Origin of the sequence: Agrococcus sp. KRD186, from assembly GCF_017168255.1 — a bacterium.
In the GTDB taxonomy this organism is placed as follows: Bacteria; Actinomycetota; Actinomycetes; order Actinomycetales; family Microbacteriaceae; genus Agrococcus.
On the sequence record NZ_JABFAP010000001.1, the window covers coordinates 1,912,652 to 1,934,233 of the forward strand.

General features: G+C 72.0%; 21 protein-coding genes. 8 read left to right on the plus strand and 13 right to left on the minus strand.

All coding sequences use genetic code 11. The annotated features are described in order from the left end of the window. Nucleotides 1–164 precede the first annotated feature (164 nt). The 3 genes from J1M46_RS09240 to J1M46_RS09250 are packed head-to-tail and all read right to left on the minus strand — an operon-like array spanning nt 165 to nt 2,542. The gene (locus J1M46_RS09240; protein ID WP_206447533.1) at nt 165–1,373 is read right to left on the minus strand and encodes a CapA family protein; all 1,209 of its coding nucleotides are present in this window, start codon (nt 1,371–1,373) and stop codon (nt 165–167) included. Continuing rightward, a complete protein-coding gene (locus J1M46_RS09245; protein ID WP_206447534.1) occupies nt 1,373–1,678 on the minus strand; it encodes a hypothetical protein in 306 nt (101 codons plus the stop codon). Before J1M46_RS09245 ends, J1M46_RS09240 begins: the two co-directional genes overlap by 1 nt. A 24-nt stretch (nt 1,679–1,702) precedes the next feature. After that, entirely contained in the window at nt 1,703–2,542 is an 840-nt protein-coding gene (locus J1M46_RS09250; RefSeq protein WP_206447535.1) for a M15 family metallopeptidase, read from the minus strand. A 174-nt stretch (nt 2,543–2,716) separates the two neighbouring features. Here J1M46_RS09250 and J1M46_RS09255 point away from each other — a divergent pair, with 174 nt between their 5' ends. Both J1M46_RS09255 and J1M46_RS09260 read left to right on the plus strand, forming a co-directional pair. Next, on the plus strand, nt 2,717–4,453 hold the full coding sequence (locus J1M46_RS09255) for an MDR family MFS transporter (protein WP_206448666.1): 1,737 nt from the start codon (nt 2,717–2,719) through the stop codon (nt 4,451–4,453). A gap of 72 nt (nt 4,454–4,525) precedes the next feature. Continuing rightward, nucleotides 4,526–4,720 carry a CsbD family protein gene (locus J1M46_RS09260; protein WP_206447536.1) on the plus strand — a complete coding sequence of 65 codons (195 nt, stop codon included), beginning with the start codon at nt 4,526–4,528 and terminating at the stop codon, nt 4,718–4,720. Nucleotides 4,721–4,778: 58 nt separating this feature from the next. On the opposite strand, the gene J1M46_RS09265 is transcribed toward J1M46_RS09260, so the two are convergent. Beyond that, nucleotides 4,779–5,630, minus strand: coding sequence for an HpcH/HpaI aldolase/citrate lyase family protein (locus J1M46_RS09265; RefSeq protein WP_342384335.1), 852 nt, complete (start codon nt 5,628–5,630; stop codon nt 4,779–4,781). Nucleotides 5,631–5,674: 44 nt separating this feature from the next. Between J1M46_RS09265 and J1M46_RS09270 the strand changes: the two genes are divergently transcribed. Together J1M46_RS09270 and J1M46_RS09275 are read left to right on the plus strand one after the other, a co-directional pair. Continuing rightward, complete coding sequence (locus J1M46_RS09270) at nt 5,675–5,896, plus strand: hypothetical protein (RefSeq protein WP_206447537.1); 222 nt, start codon at nt 5,675–5,677, stop codon at nt 5,894–5,896. Between the two features lie 49 nt (nt 5,897–5,945). Continuing rightward, entirely contained in the window at nt 5,946–6,161 is a 216-nt protein-coding gene (locus J1M46_RS09275; RefSeq protein ID WP_206447538.1) for a hypothetical protein, read from the plus strand. 6 nt (nt 6,162–6,167) lie between these two features. Here the strand turns inward: J1M46_RS09275 and J1M46_RS09280 are convergent, their stop codons facing one another. From J1M46_RS09280 to J1M46_RS09310, 7 genes are all read right to left on the minus strand, one after another. After that, the gene (locus tag J1M46_RS09280) at nt 6,168–6,539 is read right to left on the minus strand and encodes an RNA-binding S4 domain-containing protein (RefSeq protein WP_206447539.1); all 372 of its coding nucleotides are present in this window, start codon (nt 6,537–6,539) and stop codon (nt 6,168–6,170) included. Beyond that, complete coding sequence (gene recQ / locus J1M46_RS09285) at nt 6,536–8,587, minus strand: DNA helicase RecQ (protein ID WP_446698574.1); 2,052 nt, start codon at nt 8,585–8,587, stop codon at nt 6,536–6,538. Before recQ ends, J1M46_RS09280 begins: the two co-directional genes overlap by 4 nt. A 58-nt stretch (nt 8,588–8,645) precedes the next feature. Further along, complete coding sequence (locus tag J1M46_RS09290; protein WP_206447540.1) at nt 8,646–9,404, minus strand: SDR family oxidoreductase; 759 nt, start codon at nt 9,402–9,404, stop codon at nt 8,646–8,648. Between the two features lie 165 nt (nt 9,405–9,569). Continuing rightward, on the minus strand, nt 9,570–11,894 hold the full coding sequence (locus J1M46_RS09295; protein WP_206447541.1) for a DEAD/DEAH box helicase: 2,325 nt from the start codon (nt 11,892–11,894) through the stop codon (nt 9,570–9,572). A 197-nt stretch (nt 11,895–12,091) separates the two neighbouring features. Continuing rightward, nucleotides 12,092–13,111, minus strand: a complete 1,020-nt coding sequence (locus J1M46_RS15805) for a DUF2510 domain-containing protein (protein ID WP_206447542.1) — start codon at nt 13,109–13,111, stop codon at nt 12,092–12,094. Nucleotides 13,112–13,189: 78 nt separating this feature from the next. Further along, nucleotides 13,190–16,588: an efflux RND transporter permease subunit gene (locus tag J1M46_RS09305; protein WP_206447543.1), complete on the minus strand. Its 3,399-nt coding sequence runs from the start codon at nt 16,586–16,588 to the stop codon at nt 13,190–13,192. A 98-nt stretch (nt 16,589–16,686) separates the two neighbouring features. Next, complete coding sequence (locus tag J1M46_RS09310) at nt 16,687–17,427, minus strand: MerR family transcriptional regulator (RefSeq protein ID WP_206447544.1); 741 nt, start codon at nt 17,425–17,427, stop codon at nt 16,687–16,689. Between the two features lie 104 nt (nt 17,428–17,531). Between J1M46_RS09310 and J1M46_RS09315 the strand changes: the two genes are divergently transcribed. The 4 genes from J1M46_RS09315 to J1M46_RS09330 all read left to right on the plus strand — a co-directional run bounded on the left by J1M46_RS09315 (nt 17,532) and on the right by J1M46_RS09330 (nt 20,185). Beyond that, nucleotides 17,532–17,924 (plus strand): CrcB family protein, encoded by a 393-nt coding sequence (locus J1M46_RS09315; RefSeq protein ID WP_206447545.1) that lies wholly within the window; start codon nt 17,532–17,534, stop codon nt 17,922–17,924. Further along, nucleotides 17,921–18,295 carry a CrcB family protein gene (locus tag J1M46_RS09320; protein WP_206447546.1) on the plus strand — a complete coding sequence of 125 codons (375 nt, stop codon included), beginning with the start codon at nt 17,921–17,923 and terminating at the stop codon, nt 18,293–18,295. The genes J1M46_RS09315 and J1M46_RS09320 overlap by 4 nt, the downstream gene beginning before the upstream one ends. Before the next feature lie 144 nt (nt 18,296–18,439). Then, nucleotides 18,440–18,646, plus strand: coding sequence for a DUF3073 domain-containing protein (locus J1M46_RS09325; protein WP_206447547.1), 207 nt, complete (start codon nt 18,440–18,442; stop codon nt 18,644–18,646). A 126-nt stretch (nt 18,647–18,772) separates the two neighbouring features. Next, entirely contained in the window at nt 18,773–20,185 is a 1,413-nt protein-coding gene (locus J1M46_RS09330; protein WP_206448669.1) for an L-serine ammonia-lyase, read from the plus strand. 93 nt (nt 20,186–20,278) lie between these two features. Here the strand turns inward: J1M46_RS09330 and J1M46_RS09335 are convergent, their stop codons facing one another. After that, the gene (locus J1M46_RS09335) at nt 20,279–20,674 is read right to left on the minus strand and encodes a hypothetical protein (protein WP_206447548.1); all 396 of its coding nucleotides are present in this window, start codon (nt 20,672–20,674) and stop codon (nt 20,279–20,281) included. A gap of 110 nt (nt 20,675–20,784) precedes the next feature. Next, nucleotides 20,785–21,441, minus strand: a complete 657-nt coding sequence (locus tag J1M46_RS09340; RefSeq protein ID WP_206447549.1) for a DUF4190 domain-containing protein — start codon at nt 21,439–21,441, stop codon at nt 20,785–20,787. Nucleotides 21,442–21,582 lie beyond the last annotated feature (141 nt).

Sequence of the window (21,582 nt, forward strand, 5' to 3'; positions counted from 1 at the left end):
CGAGGGCCGCCGAGCGCGCAGCGCGAGGATCGCCTGCTGACGCGCCGCCCGCCAGCCCACTGACCGGTGGAGCAGACCGCGACCGGTGGAGCGGCTGGACCACCGGTCGCAGGCAACTCCACCGGTCGGCGAGTCGTCGGGCCGGCGCGCGGCGTGGTCGGAGGTCAATCCTCGAACGAGTCGGTGACGATGCGCACGTCGGGACCGAGCGCATCCGCCACCAGCTGCATGCCCGACTCGACCGTCAGCTCGTTCCGCCAGGCCGACCGCGAGATCGGCTCGGCTGCATCGACCAGCGGGTGCAGCTGCAGGTTGCGCCGGTTGGCCCAGGCTCCGCTGGCGAACTGCGCCGGCGTCAGGTCGAAGTGCATGTAGATCGGCACGGCCGCGGGGTCGACCACCTCGACCTCACCGCCGGGCAGCCCCACGAGCTCGAACTGCGCGACGGCGCTCACCACCCGCGGGATCGCCATCTGCGTCGTCACCGAGTTGCCGAGGGAGTAGTAGACGAACGCGCGCGAGCCGTCCTCGCGCGTCAGCCACTCCGCCTCCTGCAGCACGTGCGGGTGGGTGCCGAGGATGACGTCGGCGCCCAGGTCAGCGAGCCGCTGCGCCTGCTCGCGCTGCCGGTCGTTCACGGTGCCCGAGTACTCATCGCCCCAATGCACCGCGACGATGGTCGCGTCGGCGGCCTCCTCCGCCTCGGCCATCTGCTGCTCGACCAGCGGATCGGTGAGCCACGTCACCGCGTAGTCGTTCGTCGGGTTGTTGGAGAGGTCGATGAAGCTGAGGAACGCGACCGTCATGCCGTCGATCTCGGTGGTCGGCACCTCTGCCTGCTCCTCCGCCGAGCGGAAGGCGCCCGCGATCAGCAGCGGGTCGAGCCCGTCCCACACCTCGCGCGTGCGGTCGATGCCCTCCTGGCCGCGGTCGAAGGTGTGGTTGTTGCCGAGCCCGATGGTGTTGCAGCCGGCGTCGGCGATGCCCTCGGCGAACTCCACCGGCGCGTTGAACGCCGGGAAGTACGTCAGCCCCATCTCGACACCGCCGCTGGGCGCCTCCTGGTTGCAGTAGACGAGGTCGCTGCCGGCCCAGATCGGCCGCGCCGCATCCCAGAAGTGCCCGTACTCGTAGCTGCCGTCGGGCTGCAGCGCGTCCGCCGTCACCGAGTCGTGCGGCAGGATGTCGCCCATCGCGCTCACCGAGACGGTCACCGGCTCCGGCGTCGGGGTGGGGGTGGCGGATGCGCTGGGCTCTGCCACGGGGTCGGTGGCGCTGGCCGTCGGGTCGAGCGCTCCCTGCTGGCAGCCGGTGAGCAGCAGTGCACCCACCGCGGCGACGACCATGAGCCGCGATGCTCGGAGCTGCCGCATCAGGCGTTGGCCATGGCGATGTAGATGACCACCAGGATCACGATGACGACGAGCGTCATGCCCCAGTCGCCGGCCGTGCGCGGGGCTCCGCCGCCGCTGCTGCGGTGCGAGCTGCCCGAGCTCGAGCCCCGGCTCCAGCTGCTCGATCCGCTCGAGCGGCGCGAGCTGCTCGAGCCGCCGAAGAAGCCACCGCCGCCGGAGCGGGAGCCACCACCGAAGAAGCTGCGCGAGCCGCCGCTCGAGCGGAAGCCTCCGCCACCGCCGCTGCGTGAGCCGCCACTCTTGAATCCGCCCATCTTCGCCATGCAGGCAGAGTATCGGGCGACGCCTCAGCCGTAGTTCGGCGCGTTGCCCGCGCCCAGGAACTCCTCGTAGGTGGCGATGCCCTGGTCGTGCATCGCGGTGGCCGCGTCGACACCGACGAAGCGCAGGTGCCACGGCTCCCACTCGTAGCCGGTGATGCCCTCGAGCCCGCGCGGGTACCGCACGATGAAGCCCTGCTGCCAGGCGTTCTCGGCGATCCAGCGGCCGGCGGCGGTGTCGCCGAAGCAGGTGTTGAGCCTGCACTGCCCGCCGGTGCCCATGACGTCGACGGCGAGCCCGGTCTGGTGCTCGCTGTGGCCGGGCCGCGCGCTCGTCGTGTCGGCCTCGGCCTGGCCGTACTGCGCCACGTAGTTGTTGTACAGCCCCGTCTGGGTGCTGTAGCTGCGGTAGGACGAGAAGACGTGCACGCCCTCGCCGATCGCCGCTCGCATGGCGTCCGACAGCCCTGCCAGCGCGGCGTCTGCCTCGGGCCGCACCCTCTCGTCGCCGTCCTGGGCGATCGAGACGCTCACGAGCTGCGGCACGTGGTCGGCCGGCTGCAACGGGTTGCGCTTGTTCACCAGCACCTGCGCGCTGCTCGCCGGCCCGGCGTCGAAGCCGCTCGGCGATCCCTGCTGGTCGGTGCCGGGCGCGGGCTCGGGCTCGGGCTCCGGCACCGGCTCGGGCGGCGAGACGGTGGTGACCGGCTCCGGAGTCGGCGTGCTGCTGGGCGTCGCGCTCGGCGCGGGCGTCGGCGCCTGCGAGGTGACGCTGGGCGCGAGGCTCTCCGGCTGCTCGGGCGCGACCGGCTCGGCGCAACCGGTCAGCATGAGGACGGCGGCCATCGCCACGAGCAGTCTGCGCATCGTTCCATCGTGCCATCACTCGCCCGCGAGCACGTGCTCGCGCGCGGCGGCGATGTCGGGTAGTGTTGGCAGGTCATTCGTTTGGCTAACGACCAGATCCAGAACGGAACCCACTTGACCCAGCGCGAACCGCGCCCCGCCGGCCCCTCGCAGCCCGACGCATCCGCCCCCCTCATGACCCGTCGCCAGATCACCCTCGTGCTGGTCGGCCTGATGATCGCGATGTTCCTGTCGTCGATCTCGCAGACCGTGGTCGGCACGTCGATGCGCACCATCGCCGACGACCTCGGGGGCCTCGACCTGCAGGTGTGGGTCGTGACCGCGTTCCTGATCGTCTCGACGATCACGACGCCGATCTACGGCAAGCTCAGCGACATCTTCGGGCGCCGGCCGCTGTTCCTCATCGCGATCGTGCTGTTCCTGATCGGCTCGATCGCGTGCTCGTTCGCGCAGGACATGGTGCAGCTCGCCGCCTTCCGCGCGCTGCAGGGCCTCGGCGCCGGCGGCCTGATGTCGCTGCCGCTGACGATCATGGGCGATGTGCTCAGCCCGCGCGAGCGCGCCAAGTACCAGGGCTACTTCCTCGCCGTCTTCGGCGTCTCGTCCATCCTCGGCCCGCTGATCGGCGGCGTGCTCGCCGGCACCGAGCAGATCCTCTTCCTCGAGGGCTGGCGCTGGGTGTTCCTGTTCAACCTGCCGATCGGCATCGCCGCGGTCTGGATGGTCTTCCGGTATCTCCACCTGCCCGCGCATCACGAGCGGGTGAAGATCGACTGGTGGGGCGCAGCGCTGCTTGTCGTGGGCGTCGTGCCGCTGCTGCTGGTGGCCGAGCAGGGCCGCGAGTGGGGCTGGGGCTCGACCGCCGCCATCCTCTGCTACATCGTCGGCGGCATCGGCATCTCGCTGTTCGTGCTGGTCGAGTCGCGCATGGGCGATGCCGCGCTCATCCCGCTGCACCTGTTCCGCAGCAGCACCTTCTCGATGGCGACGCTGCTGGGCGTGTTCACCGGCTTCGGCATGTTCGCCGCCATGATGCTCATCCCCTTCGTGCTGCAGATCGTGCACGGCATGGATCCGACCCAGGCAGGCCTCGCGACGCTGCCGATGATCCTCGGCCTCATGATCGCGTCGATCGGCTCCGGCCAGATCATCGGCCGCACCGGCAGGTATCGGCTGTTCCCGGTCGTCGGCCTCGGCGTGATGGCGATCGGCTACGGGCTGCTGGTGACGCTGCAGTACGACAGCCCACTGTGGGGGCTGCTGCTGGCGCAGCTGTTCATCGGTCTCGGCCTCGGCCAGCTCATGCAGACCCTCACGATCGCCTCCCAGAACGCGGTGCAGCCGAAGGACATGGGTGTCGCGACCAGCGCATCCACCTTCTTCCGCCAGCTCGGCGGCACCACGGGCGTCGCGGTCGCCTTCTCACTGCTGTACGCCCGGCTGCCGCAGACCCTCGAGGACGCCTTCACCAAGCCCGGCCTGCGCGCCGACCTCGTCGCCGCCACGCAGGATCCGGCCGTGCTCGCCGACCCCGACAATGCGCGCATCCTCGACGTGCTGCAGCAGCCAGAGCGCATCGGCGGCGCGCTCAACGAGGACTCCTCGTTCCTCAACACCGCCGACCCCCGCTTGGCCGCGCCCTTCCTCGACGGCTTCAACACCGCGACGCTGCTGCCGTTCTGGGTGGCGCTCATCGTCATCGCGGTGGCGTTCGTGCTGGCGCTGTTCTTCAAGGCACCCCCGCTGCGCCAGAAGTCGGCGATGGAGGAGGCCATGGAGGCGCGTGCGCGTCAGGCGCAGCTCGAAGCGGATGCGTCGGCTCCCGGTTCGTACGCCCCTCCCGTGACCTCGTCGATGCGGATCGTGGAGCAGCCCGGCGACCGTGCCGAGGGATCGCATCGCCCTTCCTGAGCGCGCATCCAGGATCGAGGCGTACGTTCTGTACCCCGGAGCGATCGCTCCCATCGATCAAGGAGGTTGGGCATGGGTCTCGACGACAAGATCTCGAACGCAGCCAAGGAAGGCGTCGGCAAGGCCAAGGAGGGCATCGGCGACGCCACCGACAACGAGCGCCTGGAGGCGGAGGGCCACAAGGACCAGGCCGTCGCCAACGCCAAGCAGGCTGGCGAGCACGTGAAGGACGCCGGGAACGACGTCAAGGACACGTTCCGCGGCTGATCTCCCGAAGCAGCGACGAGGGCGGGGCACCAGCGATGGTGCCCCGCCCTCTCGCGTGTCAGTAGTTGAGCTCCCCCAGCGCCGCGGCGTCGGCCTCGATGCCGAAGTCGCGCGCCTGCGTCTGGATCTTCTGCGCGCGCGCAAGGCGCGGCAGGTCGCTGCCGTCGGTGATCTTGCCGCCCGACTCCTCGAACGCCCGCACGAAGCCGTGCGCCCACGCCACTTCCTCAGCGCTCGGCGCCAGGCCGGCGTTGATCGTGGCCGCCTGCGTGTGCGTGAGGCACAGCTTGCCCGACATGCCCATCTCCTTCGAGAGCCTCGTGCCGTCGGCCAGCGCATCCATCGACAGCGTCGGGCCGTCGATCGGCGCAGGCAGCCGGGCGGCACGGGAGGCGATCACGAGCTGCGAGCGCGCGTACGCGAGCGCGATGGGGTCGTCGCCGGTGGCGGTGTCGCGCTTGAAGTCGCCGGTGCCGAAGGCGAGCCGGAAGGTGGACGGCGCGCTCGCGATGCGCTCGACGTGCAGCACCCCGCGTGCGGTCTCGACCAGCGCGAGGATCGGCATGCCCTCCGGCAGGCGGTCGGCGGTGTCGTCGACGTGGCTCGCCGATTCGGTCTTGGCGAGCATGACGCCCTCGAGGCCGGGGGCGTCCTTCAGGTCGGCGAGATCGGTGCTCCAGAACTCGCTCGCGGCATCGTTGATGCGCACCCAGGCGCGGTGGCCGGTGGAGAGCCACTCGACGGTGTCGGCGCGCGCCCGCTGCTTGTCCTTCGCCGCGACCGCATCCTCGATGTCGATGATGATCGCGTCGGCCTCGCTCTCCTGCGCGATCTCGAACAGCTCGGGCTTGGAGGCCGGCACGAGCAGCCAGGAGCGGGCTATCAGAGGCGAGACGACAGTTCTGGGCACGCCCTTCAGCCTATCCGGCCGACGGCCCCGGCTAGCTTCGCGCTATGGCCTCCGGTGTGCTCACCCTGCTGTTCGTCGCGATGCTCGGGCTCGCGCTGCTGCTGATCGCCGGCGGCATCGTGCTGCTGGTGATCGGCTCGCGCCGGCACGACGACTCCACGTCGCGGCCCTTCCTCGCGCTGGGCGTCGGGCTGCTGATCGTCGGCACCGTAGTGCTGGTGCCCGCACTCGTGATGGCCGGCCGCATGGTGCTCGGGTTCGGGTGAGCTGCACAGCGACGCTGGGATGACCGGGGTCGTGTGGTGGACTGTGGCCATGCCCGCTCCCTTCGCCGCCCTGCTCGCCGTCTTCGTCGTCGCCGTCGTGATCCTCGTGATCGGCATCGTCATGAGCATCCGCGGCACCGGATCGACCCCGAAGGTGGGCGGGTGGCTGGCGGTCATCAGCGGTCTCGTGGCCCTGTGCTTCGGTGTCGTCCTCGGCATCTCGCTGATCGGCGCATCGATGGACGACGTGCCGGGTCTCTGGTAGCGGGCGTCAGCCGTCGCGGCCCCGGAGCCTATCGATCTCGCGCCGCTCGCGGCTGGTCGGGCGACCTGCGCCCCTCGGCCGGTGCGGCACCTGCGCGGCATCGATCGCGGAGGGGCGCGGCGGCGAGCGATCCTCGATCGCCTCGGCGGCGGCCGGTGCTCCGACCCGCTTCTTCAGCAGCTGCGTGACGATCACGATGCGGTCGAAGCCGTGGATGCGCACCCGCACCTCGTCGCCGATGCGCACCTGCTGCGAGGCCTTGGCCGGCTGACCGCCGAGCCTCACGTGGCCGCCGCGGCACGCCTCGGTCGCGGCGGCTCGGGTCTTGACGAGCCGCACCGCCCAGATCCAGACGTCGATGCGCACGCGCTCGCTCATGCCTCGGAGAGCACCTCCAGCACGGCATCGCCGTAGCGCTCGAGCTTCGACTCGCCGACGCCCGAGACGGTCGAGAGCTCGACGAGCGTCGCGGGCTTGCGCTCGGCGATCGCCGCCAGCGTCTTGTCGTTGAAGACGACGTACGCCGGCACCGACTGCTCCTTCGCCGTCGCCGCGCGCCACGAGCGCAGCGCCTGGAAGAGCACCTGCTGGGCGTCGTCGAGCTGCAGCGTCGACGCCGAGCGCTTCGCCGCCTTCGCCGGTGCCTTCGTCTCGTGCCGCAAGCGCACCTCGCGCTCGCCCGCGAGGACTGCGGCAGAGGCATCCGTCATCGCCAGCACGCCGTACTCGCCCTGCACCTGCAGCAGCCCCTGCGCGAGCAGCTGCCGCACGATGCCGCGCCACTGGGTGGCGGGCAGGTCGGCGCCGATGCCGTAGGTGGCGAGCTGGTCGTGGCCGAAGCGGCGGATGCGCTCGGTGTCACCGCCGACGAGGATGTCGACCAGGTGCCCGGCGCCGTAGGCCTGCCGTCGCTCGCGCTGCAGCCGCACGATGGTGGAGAGCAGCTTCTGCGCCGGCACGGTGCCGTCGTAGGAGTCGGGCGGGGTCAGGCAGGTGTCGCAGTTGCCGCAGGGCTCGCTGGGCTGGCCGAAGTAGGCGAGCAGCTGCACGCGGCGGCACTCGACCGTCTCGCACAGCGCGAGCATCGCGTCGAGGTGCATGGTCTGGTTGCGCTTGCGCTGCGCGTCGCCGACCCCGTCGGCGATCATGCGACGCTGCTGCACGACGTCCTGCAGCCCGTAGGCGAGCCAGGCGGTCGAGGCCTCGCCGTCGCGGCCGGCGCGGCCGGTCTCCTGGTAGTAGCCCTCGATCGACTTGGGCAGGTCGAGGTGCGCGACGAAGCGCACGTCGGGCTTGTCGATGCCCATGCCGAAGGCGATCGTGGCGACCATCACGACGCCGTCCTCGCGCAGGAACCGCTGCTGGTTCGCCCCGCGCACGGCCGCGTCGAGGCCGGCGTGGTACGGCAGCGCGTCGATGCCCTGCGCCCGCAGCCACTCGGCGGTCGACTCGACCGACTTGCGCGAGAGGCAGTAGACGATGCCGGTCGCGCCCGGGTGCTCGTCGCGCATGATGCGCAGCAGCTGCGCCTTCGCATCCTGCTTCGGGGCGATGCGGTACTGGATGTTGGGCCGGTCGAAGCTCGAGACGTACACGTGTGCATCGCGCAGCCCCAGCCGCTCGACGATCTCGGCACGGGTCTCGACCGTCGCGGTCGCGGTGAGGGCGATGCGCGGCACCTCGGGCCAGCGCTCCCCCAGCACCGACAGCTGCAGGTAGTCGGGCCGGAAGTCGTGGCCCCACTGGCTGACGCAGTGCGCCTCGTCGATGGCGAACAGCGCGATCGGCGCCGCATCGAGGAGGCTCTGCGCGACCGGCAGCCGCTCGGGCGCCAGGTAGAGCATGTCGAGCTCGCCGGCGAGCAGCCGCCGCTCGACGTCGCGGCGCTCGTCGATCGACTGGGTGGAGTTGAGGTAGGCCGCCCGCACGCCGAGCTGCTCGAGCGCGTCGACCTGGTCGTGCATGAGGGCGATCAGCGGGCTGATGACGACGCCGGTGCCCTCGCGCACGAGCGAGGGGATCTGGTAGCAGAGGCTCTTGCCGCCGCCGGTGGGCATGAGCACCACCGCGTCGCGGCCGGCCACCACGTCGTCGATGATCGCGGCCTGCTGGTCGCGGAACGCGTCGTAGCCCCACACCCGGGTGAGCGCCTCGAGGGGTGTGGCGGCCTTGGCGGATGCGGCGATGCCGGGCGCGCGAGCGGGCTGCGGCCGGGAGGCGGTGCGGCCGGGCGCGCCGGCTCCCGCCCTCGCGGCACGCGCCCCGACGCCGGCGAGCACCGGCGCGTCGTCGTCGGCGGGCGGCATCCAGCCGTCGTCGGGTGCGTCGTACTCGCCCCACGGCTCCGGTGCGTCGTCGTCGCTGGTCGGTGCCCACTGGTCGTGCTGCGCGTCCGTCACGCGTCCCCCTTCGCGTCCATGACGCATCCCACCCTAGGCGGAGCCGGCGACACGGCTCACCGCCGGCCGCCTCGCTGTGGATGGCTCAGCGACGGCGCGAGAGCCACTCCTCGAAGCCGATGCTGCCCTTGTGCTGCTCGGTGAAGTTCGCGCCCGAGCGCAGGTAGTCGAGCATCGACGGCGGGAACGGCCCGTTGACGATCAGGCCGCGGGCGCCGGTGGCCGCCTGCCAGGCCTTCGCGAGGTCGCGCGAGAGCCGCACCTGCGGGCCGGCGATCTCGACGAAGCGCTTGCCGCTGGGGTCGAGCGCCTCCTCGGCGCACAGCTCGGCGACCTCGCTGACGGCGACCGGCTGCATGCGGCCGCCCAGCACCACCGGGATGGCGCCGAGCGCCGAGCCGGCCTCGAACTGGTCGACCGACCACTCGTGGAACTGCGCGGCGCGCACCACCGAGACCTCGAGCGCCGAGTTCAGGTAGGTGAGCTCCTGCTCGTGCTTGCGGCGATGGTACGAGAGCTTCGAGACGTCGACGCCGAGGACGGACAGCACGACGGCCCGCTGCACGCCGGCGCGCTCGGCCGCGGCGACGATGTTGCGCGCGCCGATCGTGAAGGGCTTCGGGTCGATCGGGTTGCGCGAGTTGGAGGAGTCGACGATCACGTCGACGCCCTCGAAGGCGGCGTCGAGGCCCTCGCCGGAGACGATGTCGGCCTTGAGCCCGGCGGCACCCGCGATGGCCTTGCCCGACCGCGACAGCGGGGCGACATCGGCACCCCGCCTGCCCAGGGCCCGCACGATCGCCGAGCCCGCGTTCCCCGATCCACCGATCACGACGATGCGCATGCCCTTACGCTACGCCGCGTCGTGCGCAACGCAAGTCGCCCGCGCGGCCACGCTCCCGCATCCGCTCGACGAAGCAGAGCGACCCCCTCCGCCGGCGTCGAGCCGGTGCACCGGATCGCGCTGGGCGGAAGGGGTCGAGCGGTGAGGGGCGGATGCGGTGAGCGGCTACTGCGCGTCGGTCGCGACGGGTGCCGCGGTCGCGGACGTCGGCTCGGTGGACGCGTCGGCCGGGGCAGCTGCAGGCGGGGCCGTCAGCGTGTCGAGCAGGTCGTCGCCGGGCGTGACGGGGATCATCGGCGCCTCGATCTCGGCCCGGTCCAGCAGCTGCTGGGTGCGCTTGCGGCGCGCCGGGGCGATCACGGTGACGACGCGGCCGTCGTTGCCCGCGCGGCCGGTGCGGCCCGAGCGGTGCATGTAGGTCTTGTACTCGTCAGGCGGGTCGGCCTGCACGACGAGCGCGATGTCGTCGATGTGGATGCCGCGGGCGGCGACGTCGGTCGCGACCAGCACGTCGACCTTGCCGCGCTTGAGCTTCTCGAGCGAGCGGTTGCGCTTCGCCTGCGTCAGGTCGCCGTGCAGGCTGACCGCCGCGATGCCGGCATCGCTGAACTGCTCGGCGAGCCGCTCGGCGTAGGCGCGGGTGCGCGTGAAGACGATGATGCGACCGGGGTTGCGGACGATCTGCTCGAGCACCGCATCCTTGTCGTAGCGATCGGTGACGAGGATCTGGTGGTCGATCGTCGAGGTCGACTGCTCCTCGCCGGCCACCTCGTGCACGGACGGCTCGGGCAGGAACTCCTTGACGATGGTCTGCACCTCGGAGTCGAGCGTCGCCGAGAACAGCAGCTTCTGGCTGCCCGGCTTCGTGCGACGCAGGATGCGCTGCACGGGCTCGAGGAAGCCGAGCTCGCACATGTGGTCGGCCTCGTCGACCACGGCGATCTCGACCGCGCCGAGGTTCAGCTTGCGCTGCTCGACCAGGTCCTCGATGCGCCCGGGGGTGCCGATCACGACGTCGACGCCGCGGCGCAGGCCCTCGACCTGCCGATCCTGCTTCACGCCGCCGACGATGACGGTCGTGAAGACGCCGACCTCGCGGCCGAGCGTCATGATCGTGTGGTTCAGCTGCTGCGCGAGCTCGCGCGTCGGCGCCAGCACCAGCGCGCGCGGGGCGCGGCCGATCTCGCGGCGCTCGGAGCGGGCGCGCAGCAGCATCTCGACGATCGGGGCGCCGAAGGCGATGCTCTTGCCGGAGCCTGTGCGGCCGCGGCCGAGCACGTCGCGACCTGCGAGCACGTCGGGGATCGTGGCTGCCTGGATCGGGAACGGCGCGATCGCGCCCATGCCGGTCAGTGCACGGGCGATGCTGTCGCCGATGCCGAGGTCGGCGAACGAGACGCCCTCGACATCCTCGGCGCTGATCGCCTTCGCCTCGAGCCGTTCGAGCACGACGTCGTCCTTCGACTGGAAGGGGTTCGAGTCCTTGGAGGGGTAGTACGTGCTGTCGCGACGGGGCTGCTCGTCGAAGCCGCGGCGCTCCTCGCGGCGCGGGCGGTCGTCGAAGCTGCGGCGGTCGTCGCGACGGGGACGCTCGTCGAAGCGGCGCTCGCCGCGGTCCTCGCGGCGGGGCGCGCGGTCGTCGAAGCGACGCTGACCCTGCTCACGGCGGTCGCCGAAGCTGCGCTGCTCGCGGTCATCGCGGCGCGGGGCGCGATCGTCACGACGAGGACGGTCGTCGAAGCGGCGCTCGCCGCGGTCCTCGCGGCGCGGCGCGCGGTCGTCGAAGCGACGCTGGCCCTGCTCGCGGCGGTCGCCGAAGCTGCGCTGCTCGCGGTCATCGCGACGGGGACGGTCGTCGAAGCTGCGCTGGTCGCGGTCGTCGCGGCGCGGAGCGCGGTCGTCGAAGCGGCGCTGGCCCTGCTCGCGACGGTCGCCGAAGCTCCGCTGCTCGCGGTCGTCGCGGCGCGGCGCGCGGTCGTCGAAGCGACGCTGACCCTGCTCACGGCGGTCGCCGAAGCTGCGCTGCTCGCGTTCGTCGCGGCGGGGACGGTCGTCGAAGCGACGCTCGCCGCGCACCGGCGCGGCGCTGGAGCGGCCGCGGCCGTTGTGCTCGTCGCGGGCGCGGTCGAAGCCGCGCGGGCGCTCACCGCGGTGCAGGCGGTCGTCGCCCTGCTGGTCACGGCCGCCATGGCTGCCGCCACGGGTGCGGAAGGAGGAGCCGCGCTGGTGATCGCGGTTGCGCTCCTCCGGCGGGGTCCAGTTGGGGCGGCTCGAGCTGGGGCGGCCCGAGCCCGAGCGGCCGGCGCCCGAGCGGCCGCCCTGCGCGCCGCCGTCGCGGCGGCTGTCCCGCTCGCTCTGGTTCCAGCGGCCCTTCGAGGGCTGCTCGTCGCGGAAGCCGCGGTGATTCTTGCTGCGGGAGCCGGGCCGGCTGCTGCTGTCGCGGTCGTTGGGTCGGTGGGCGCCCTGAGGGCGCGAGTGGTTGTGTGCCATTGCTCGCATTTCATTGCGCGCGAGATCGAGCTCGCGCGGATAGTGCCGCAGTCATCGCGGGGATACTGATCAACCGCGAGATCGCCCGCGGGATATCCGGCCGCGGAGACACTCCATGTGACGCACACGCGTCTGTTCCGAGCCGACCGTGCAACCTTACGGCAAAGCTCCCCCTCGCGATAGGGGCAGATGCCGGCTCAGCCCGGCTGGTCCTGGCCGCGCACGCCGCCGCGCATCACCGACGAGGTCCACTGTCGGCCGTCGAACCAGCGCTGCTCCGCTCGCCGGAAGGGATCCGGGTACCAAGCCGGCTGCGCCTGCCCGGTGTTGGCCTGCAGCCCGATCGGCTGCGGTGCACCGTCGTCGAGGCTCGGCCCCTGCTGCGCCGCCTGCGCGCGCTGCTGCGCCTTCCAGGCCTCGTAGACGCGCCGCTGCGCGTCGTGCGCCTCCTGCTCGAGCCGGTGGAACTCGGCCGGCGTCGGGATCGGCGGCGGCTGCTGCGGGTCGGCGACCTGCTCGCGGCCGTACAGGTCGCGCTCGGCGCGCTGCCCGAACGACGGTGACTGCGACGGATGCGTCGGCCCGCCCTCGGGCGTCGGCCTGGGCCCGAGATGCGGCGGCTGGGCCAGCCGGGCCGGCTGCACCGGCGACGGGGCGGACGCGCGGGTCGCGGACTGCACGGGATCGACGCGCGAGCCCTGCTCGCGGCCGAAGGTCGACACCTGCTGCGGCACGGACCCGGTGGAGCCGGGCGTCGGGCCGACCGGCGGCGTGGGTGCCGCGGGGGGCTGCGCCGCCGGGCTCACCACTCGCACGCCCACGGGACCCTGCGCTTCGCCGGGCAGCGGCGGCATCGGCACCGTCGGCTGCGCCAGCACGCGGGCGTCGCGCGCGGCGTAGTAGTGCATCGAGGAGTCGGAGGCCCACTGCCCGTCGATGCGCAGCATGGAGCGGCCGCCGGGCTGCAGCGGCGGCACGAAGGTGAGCCGTGTGCCGGTGCCGGCGGGGGCGCGCACGGTGAGGGTGGCGCCCTCGACCTGGCCGTTCGCGCGGGTCACGAAGATCGTCACCGGCAGGTCGCCGGCTGGCACGTGCAGGGTGATGTCACCCCAGTCGAGCGGCGCCCGCAGCCCGCCGATGTCGAGGGTCGGCGGCTGGCGGTACGCATCCAGCCGGCCGTCCTGCAGGGCGGCGTGGACGATCAGGAATGCCGGCACGCTCGGCCTCCTTCACCGCGGGAACGCTCGGTCGTGCTCATCCAACCAGCGCACCCCAAGCATCCGCTGGGAGCGCGGTCACCGCCGGCTGGCAGCTGCGAGCTCGCCCCGCCGTTCGGCCCGGGTGCCGCTGCCGCGGCGCACGCGGCGCCGCTCGATGGCGCCCTCGACGACGAGGTAGAGCACGGGCAGCACGATGAGCGTCAGCACTGTCGACGAGATGAGGCCGCCGATCACCACGATCGCCAGCGGCTGCGAGATGAAGCCGCCCTGGCCGGTGAGGCCGGCCGCCATCGGCACGAGCGCGAAGATCGTCGCCGCCGCCGTCATCAGGATGGGCCGCAGCCTGCGCTCGGCGCCCTCGACGAGCGCCTCGCGCACGCTGAGCCCCCGGTCGCGGTACTGGTTGACGAGGTCGATGAGCACGATCGCGTTCGTCACCACGATGCCGACCAGCATCAGCACGCCGACCATCGAGGCGACGCCCAGCGGCACCCCGGTGATGAGCTGCATGGCGATCGCGCCGGTGGCTGCGAACGGCACCGAGACCAGCAGCAGGAACGGCTGCAGCAGGCTCTTGAAGGTGGCGACCATCACGACGTAGACCAGCAGCACGGCGATCAGGGCCGCGACCCCGAGCTGGGTGAACGCATCCGTGATCTGGGTGGCGACGCCGCCGATCGAGGCCGTCGCGCCGTCGGTGAGCTCGAGCCCGTCGAGCGCTGCCTGCAGGTTCGCGGAGACCCCGCCGACATCCGCCGCGTCGGGCGTGACCGTGACGGTCGCCGTGCGGCTGCCGTCGCTGGTGGCGATCGAGACGGGGCCGGTGACCTCGGTCACCTCGGCGACGTCCGAGAGCGGCAGCGGGCCGGCGGGCGTCGGCAGCGCGAGGCTACGCAGCTCGTCGAGCGTCGAGGCGGGCGCGATGGCGTCGAGCCAGATGCGCACGAGCGAGCCGTCGAGCTGGATGTCGCCGATGGGCGTCGGCTGCATCGCCTGCGCGACCAGGCCGGACACCGCCGCCTCGCTGAGGCCCAGGCTCGCCGCCAGCTCGCGGTCGACGGCGACCTGCACGAGCGGCTGCGCGCCCTCGAGCGAGTCGGTCACCTGCGCGACGCCGTCGAGGCCGGTGAGGCGGTCGGTGACGGATGCGGTGGCCGCCTCGAGCGCGTCGGGCGTCGGCGCCTGCACCTCGACGGTGATGTCGCTGCCGCCCAGACCGCCGGAGGAGCCGAGCGTCACCTCGCCGGCCGCCGCGTCGCCGACCTCGAGGATGGCGGCGCGCAGCGCCTCCATGTCGGTGCCGTCGGCAGCGATGACGCCGTAGGTCACCGAGCTGCCGCCCCCGCCGCCGGTGAAGGCGGCGAACGCGCCGGCGCCGCTGGAGACGGTCGCCGAGACCGTCTCAACGCCGTCGAGCTGCTGCAGCTCGGCGGAGAGCGCCTCGGCCTCGTCGAGCTGCGCCTCGAGCGACGCGCCGGGCTCGAGCTGCTGCGAGAGCTGCACGGTGGTCTGGCCGTCGTCGCCCAGGAAGTTGATGGCCATGAGCGGCACGGCCGCGGCGCTCGCGCCCAGCACGACGAGCGCGCCGACCAGCACGAGCCAGGGCTTGCGCAGCGTCGCCAGCAGCACGGGCCGGTAGGCGCGGCGCAGCCGGTCGCTGCGCTCGGGCCGGTCGGCGGGCTCGATCGGTGCTGCACCGACCCGTTCGGTTCCGGATTCGGCCGCGCTGTGGACCCGTTCGAGATCGGTGGACCCGCCAGAACGGGACCGCCGATCCCGCAGGGGTCCACGGGCGGGTGCGGATGCGCGGCGGCGGCCGAAGAGGCCACGGCGGGTGGGCGTCGCGGCAGTCGCGCTGGCCGACAGCTCGGCAGCCGCTCGCTCGGCCGCGAGCCGCTCGCCTTCGACGGCCTCCTTCGGGCGCTTGAGCAGCCAGGAGGCGAGCACCGGCACGATCGTCAGCGCGATCACCAGCGACGACAGCAGCGCGATCGTCACGGTGAGCGCGAAGGGCCGGAACAGCTCGCCGGTGATGTCGCTCACGAACGCAAGCGGCAGGAACACGATGACGGTGGTGACCGTCGACGCGGTGATCGCGCCCGCGACCTCTCGCACCGCATCCAGGATCGCCTTCGCCTTCGAGGCCTGGAAGGCCATATGGCGCTTGATGTTCTCGATCACCACGATCGAGTCGTCGACGACGCGGCCGATCGAGATGGTGAGCGCACCGAGCGTGAGCACGTTGAGCGAGAAGCCGGCGCCCCACATGCCGATGAACGTCATCAGCACCGACATCGGGATGGAGATGGCGGTGACGATCGTCGAGCGCAGCGACCACAGGAAGATCAGGATCACGAGCACCGCAAACACCAGGCCCAGCACGCCCTCGACCGCGAGCGCCTCGATCGAGTGCTCGATGTAAGGGGCCTGATCGAGGATCGTCGTGATGGTGACGTCGTCGCCGAGCTCCGCCTGGATCGCCGGCAGCAGCTCGTGCACCGCGCGCGAGACGTCGACGGTGTTCGAGGCCTGCGTCTTGGTGATCGACAGCGTGATGGAGGGCTGGCCGTCGACGAGCGCGACGGAGGTGACGGGATCCTCGGTGAGGGCGACTTCGGCCATGTCGCCGATCGTGATCGTCTCGCCGGCAGCGCCGCCCGGGGCAGCGGTGCCCGGCTCCCCACCGGCGGTGCCGCCCGGAACGCCGGCGCCCGGCTCGCCCTCGGCGGCGCTGCCGCCCGTCAGCGGCAGGCTCGCCACGTCGTCGACCGAGCCGAGCCGCTCACCGATCTGCACGCTGAGCGTCTGGCCGTCGTCGTCGACGGTGCCGCCGGGCAGCAGCTGCCCGTGCTGGTCGATCGCGTCGCGGATGCTCTGCCGCGACAGCCCCGCCGCCGTGAGCGCCTCGTCGTCGGGGCTGATGGTGATGCGCTGGCCGGGGGCACCCTGCAGCTGCACCGCGCGCACCCCCTCGGTGCGCTCGAGCTGCGGCACCGCGATGGTCTCGATCCTGTCGACCAGCGCGGCGGTGTCGTCGCCGCCGGTCACGGCCAGCTGCAGCACCGGGAAGTCGGCGATCGAGCCGGTGAGCACGGTGGGCTCGACGCCCTCGGGCAACTGGCTCGCGATGCGGTTGACGGCCTGCTGCACCCGCTGCTCGGTGGTGGCCATGTTCACGCCGTACGCGAACTGCGCGACCACGACGCTCGAGCCGGTGGAGGAGGTGCCGCTGGTGCCCTCGAGGCTCTGCACCGACTGCACCGCCCGCTCGATGGGCCCGGTGACGTCGGCGCTGATGATCTCGGGGCTCGCGCCCTGCATGGTCGACATCACCACGACGGCCGGCAGCTCGAGCTCTGGCGTGAGCTCGGTCTTCAGGCTCGACAGCGCCACGCCGCCGAAGATCGCGATGCAGATGGTCACGAGCGCGACGAGCGCCTTGTTCTTCATGCTGGCGAGCGAGAGCAGATGCACGCGTGCATCCTCCCACTCGCGCGGGGGTCCTCGCCGCTGGACCCTGCCGGGATCGGGGGACCCGTTCGAACGGGTCCCCCGATCCGCGCGAGGTCCGGCTACCGGCGCCGCGTCGCGATGAACGCCTGGATGGCGTCGCGCACGTACGCCGCGCCCTCGGTGCCGCCGTAGTTGGCGGCGAATCGCTCGTCGGCGACGTACATCTCGCCCAGGCCCGCGAAGGCCTCGAGCTCGGGCTCGCGCTGCCAGCCGGCGCCGACCCAGCGGTAGTGCCGCTCGACGAGCGCCTGCACCGTGTCGGAGTCGACGCTCTCGCCCTCCTCGCGCGCTGCGGCGTAGCCTGCCGCGATGTCGAGGTGCTCCTGGCCGAACGCCTGCCTGCCCTCGTCGGACATGCCCTTCCACCAGTCCTGGCCGCGCTTCCACGCAGCGGCACCCCATCGCTCGGTCACCTCCTGCTCGTACTGGCTCTGATCGAACCCGTCGAGCGCTTCCTCTGCCGTCATGGCAGCTCCTTCCTCTCGTGCCCGCAGCGTCTGCTCGACGGCGCGGATCTGCCTGTGGACGCGATCGGCCTCACGCTCGAGGTCGACGAGGTGCGCCGCGAGCGCCTCCTCGTCGGATGCGCGCTCGAGGCTCGCGGCGATCGCTGGGATCCCCACACCCAGTCCGCGCAGCAGCAGGATGCGCTGCAGGCGACTGAGTGATGCCTCGTCGTACCAGCGCATGCCGCCCGCATCGGTGCGGGCAGGGTGCAGGATGCCGACGGCGTCGTAGTGCCGCAGTGTGCGGCTCGAGACGCCGGCGAGCTTCGCGATGCGCTGGATCGACCACTCCATGAGCACGACGCTAGAGGTTGACGCAACGTCAATGTCAAGCCTTCGGGCGAGCCCGGCCGGCGGATGCGTCCGGTGGCGCGGCCCGGGCGGGCTACGCTGGGCGGATGCTGCTGCGATCCGTGCTCGCCGTGCTGGTCGGCGGCGCACTCGGCACGGCGGCGCGAGCGCTGCTGCAGGAGGCGATCCCGGAGTGGTGGCTGCTGCTCGCCGTCAACGCGCTCGGCTCGGCGCTGCTGGGCGTCTCGGTGGCGGCGCTCGCCGACGCTCCCGCCTGGGTACGGCACGGCATCGGCGCAGGGGTGCTCGGCGGCTTCACCACCTTCAGCGCGGTGGCGGTCGCGAGCGTGACCGCCGCAGCCAGCACCGGCGGCTTCGCGACCATCATCCCGGCGCTGCCGGGCATCCTGCTCGCGCTCGGCATGCTCGCCCTCTGCCTGCTGGCCGCCTGGGGCGGCCTCGCGCTCGGCCACCGGCTGGCGAGGGGCAGGGCCGCGTGAGCGCGCTCGAGCTGCTGGGCATCGCGATCGCGGGCGGGCTGGGCGCCGCCGTGCGCTTCCTCGCGGGCGCGCTCGCCGGCGATCGCCCCGTGCGGGCGACCGTCGCGGTGAACCTGGTCGCCAGCCTGATCGCCGGGTTCGGCGCGAGCCTGCTGCCGCTGGACGAGACCTGGCGCGCCATCCTGGTGACGGGCTTCTGCGGCGGCCTCTCCACTTATTCGGCCTTCGCGATCCAGGCGGTCGAGCAGCTCGAGCGGCGGCGCGGCGGCCACGCGCTCGCGACGATCGCGGTGACGGTCGTCGGCGGTGCCTTCGCCGCGGCGCTCGGCCTGCTGCTCGGCGCCCTGCTGGTGCCGGCGGTCGCGATCTGAGCGAATCGCAACGCTGTCCACATGCGATGCCCGGGCACAGCCGATGGACAGGCTCGATGATATGATCGAGGTTGGACTTGTTAGAGGAAGTTCTCCCATCGTTCGTCGGTCACAGCGCCGGCGCCAGCAGCAAGGGGGTCCAGCATGGGTCGTGGTCGCCAGAAGGCAAAGCACACGAAGATCGCGCGTGAGCTGAAGTCGTACAGCCCGGACGTCAACTACAACGCGCTCCAGTCAGAGCTCGGCGGATCCACGGACACCGCGCAGCTCGACAAGTGGGCCGACTACGCCGACGTCCAGTCGGAGGACGACGACTACGCTGACGAGTACCAGACGGGCCGCACCGCTTGAGCTGACACCATCGGCTCCGGGCGCTTTCACGCGAAGGAGCTGATCGTGACCTCGCACGCATCCATCACGAACGGGCAGGGCGCAGAGCCCACCGAGATCGGGTCGCACGCGACCACCACCGCACCGGTGTTCGAGTCGCTGTCGGTGCTCGACCTGTTCAAGATCGGCATCGGCCCCTCCTCGTCGCACACCGTCGGCCCCATGCGGGCAGCGCTCGACTTCGTCGGGCAGGTGGATGCCTCCGGTCGCTTCGGCGATGTCGTGCGGCTGCGCGTCGACCTGCTCGGCTCGCTCGGCGCCACCGGCTCCGGGCACGGCACCGACACGGCGATCATGCTCGGCCTGGCAGGCCTCGCACCCGACACCGTCGAGACGCCGCAGATCACGGCGACGCTCGCGCAGATCCGCGAGTCCGGCGAGCTCTCCCTCGGCGGCCGGCTGACCGTGCCGTTCGACGAGGCGAAAGTGTTCGTCTTCCGGCCCCTCACCGTGCGCCGCGAGCACCCGAACGCGCTGCGCATCACCGCCTACGACGCATCCGACGACACCATCGCCACCGCCGGCTACTACTCGATCGGCGGCGGCTTCGTCATGCGGCACGACGAGGGCGACGTGCTCTCGCCGGTGCCCGCACCGGCCGAGCAGCTGCACCCGGTCGCGCATCCCTTCACCACCGGCGACCGGCTGGTGGCGCTCTGCCGCGAGACCGGGATGTCGGTGGCAGAGCTGATGCTCGAGAACGAGACCGCCTGGCGCCCGCGCGAGCAGACCATCGCGCAGCTCGAGCGCATCTGGGAGGTCATGCAGGAGTGCGTCGAGCACGGCATCGCCACCCCCGGCGTGCTGCCGGGCGGGCTCGATGTGAAGCGGCGCTCGAAGGAGTGGCATGCGAAGCTGCTCGACCGCGACGCCGCGCCCAAGCAGGGCCGCCCCGACCTGCTCGAGGGCATGGAGTGGGTGAACCTCTACGCGCTGGCCGTCAACGAGGAGAACGCCGCCGGCGCCCGCGTCGTGACCGCTCCGACGAACGGCGCCGCCGGCATCATCCCCGCCGTCATGCACTACGCCGACCGCTTTGCCAACTGCGTCGACGACGAGCTGTCGTGGCAGGTGCGCTTCCTGCTGGTGGCCGGTGCGATCGGCATCATCATCAAGTCGAACGCGTCGATCTCGGGCGCCGAGGTCGGTTGCCAGGGCGAGGTGGGCTCGGCCTGCGCGATGGCCGCCGGCGGCTTCGCGGCCGTGCTGGGCGCCACCCCCGAGCAGATCGAGAACGCCGCAGAGATCGGCATCGAGCACAACCTCGGCCTCACCTGCGACCCGATCAAGGGGCTGGTGCAGATCCCCTGCATCGAGCGCAACGCGATGGCGAGCGTCAAGGCGATCAATGCCGCCCGCATGGCCCAGCAGGGCGACGGCACCCACTACGTCTCGCTCGACACCGCCGTCGAGACGATGCGGCAGACGGGCGCCGACATGAGCCACAAGTACAAGGAGACGGCGCTCGGCGGCCTGGCCGTGGCGTTCATCGAGTGCTGACGGATGCGCCTGGCGCGGCCACGCGCATCCGTCACGAGACGACGAACGGCCCGCCGGTCGGCGGGCCGTTCGCGTACGTGCGGTGCGTGCGGCTCAGTAGTTGATCTCGCCCACCGACGCCGCGAACGCGGCCAGGATGATGAGCGGGATCACGACGGTCCAGAAGACGATGTTCCAGATGAAGCCGAGGATCGAGAGCACGAGGCCCCAGATGGCCATGGTCTTGGCGGCGGGCTCCTTCGCCAGGCCGATGCCCGAGAGCACCGCTCCGGCGATGGCGTTCAGGAAGATCGGGATGATGAAGCTCGAGATGCCGAGGATGAGGCCCCACATCGAGAGCTTCTTGCTCGTCGAGGTGGTGGCTGCGTAGTTGCCGTAGGCCTGGCCGGCCGGCTGGTACGACTGGTAGCCGCCGGCGGACCCCGCGGGCTGGTAGCCGCCGGCCGGGTCGGGCTGCTGAGCGGGCTGCTCGGGGGGCGTGTAGGTCATGAAGGTCCTCGCGTGATGGAAGCCGGGTGCAGGGGACGCGTGCCGCGTCCCCACGAGCCTAGGCGCTCGGCGCCGGGAGTGTGCTGGATCCTGCCGCGACTCGCGGCGCGTCAGGGGCCGCCGGCTGCGAAGACGACCGCGCTGAGGAAGGCGATCAGCGGCAGCAGGTAGAACAGCAGCACCCACACGAGACCGAGCCCGGAGGTCACCAGGCCGACGATCGCCATCGCCTTGCCGCTCGGCTCGCGCCTGAGCGCCAGGAAGCCGAACACGATGCCGATGATCGGCACCACCACGAAGATCCAGGCGAAGACCACCGAGCAGAGCCCGAGCACGAGCGCGGTGATCGACAGTCCGCGCGAGGGCTGCGGCACGAAGCCGAAACCGGGCGCCTGGTAGACGGGCACCCCGTAGGGGGTGACGTTCGAGGCTTGCGCGGCGGCCGGGTGGATGAGCGGTGCGTCGCGGGCGTCGAAGGCGACGGCGTAGTGCGGCGCGACATACGGGGGCAGCGCGTACCGGGGTGGCGCGTAGTGGGGCTGCGCGGGCTGCGATGGTCTCTGCTGCGGCGGCGCGTACTGCAGCTGCGCGTACGGCAGCTGCTCCTGCTGCGGCTGCGCGTGCTGCGCCTGCTCATGCTGGGGCTGGGCGTAGCTCGCGCCGAACGCCGACTCGTGCTGCTGCTGCGGCTGCGGGGGCGACTGCTCGGAGACCGCGCCGTCACCGGCCCGATCACGGGGCCGGAAGCGGTCGGGGTCGGACTGCATCCCGCACCTCCTGCCTCGAGATCGTCATCCGGGTCCTGCTCCTGCCGCCTGCCACCGTACGCCGCCCCGGTCCGAGCAACCTGGACGCCTGCCCACAAGCCGCGGCATCGGTGGAACGCCGTCAGCGGCAGTGGTGCGTCA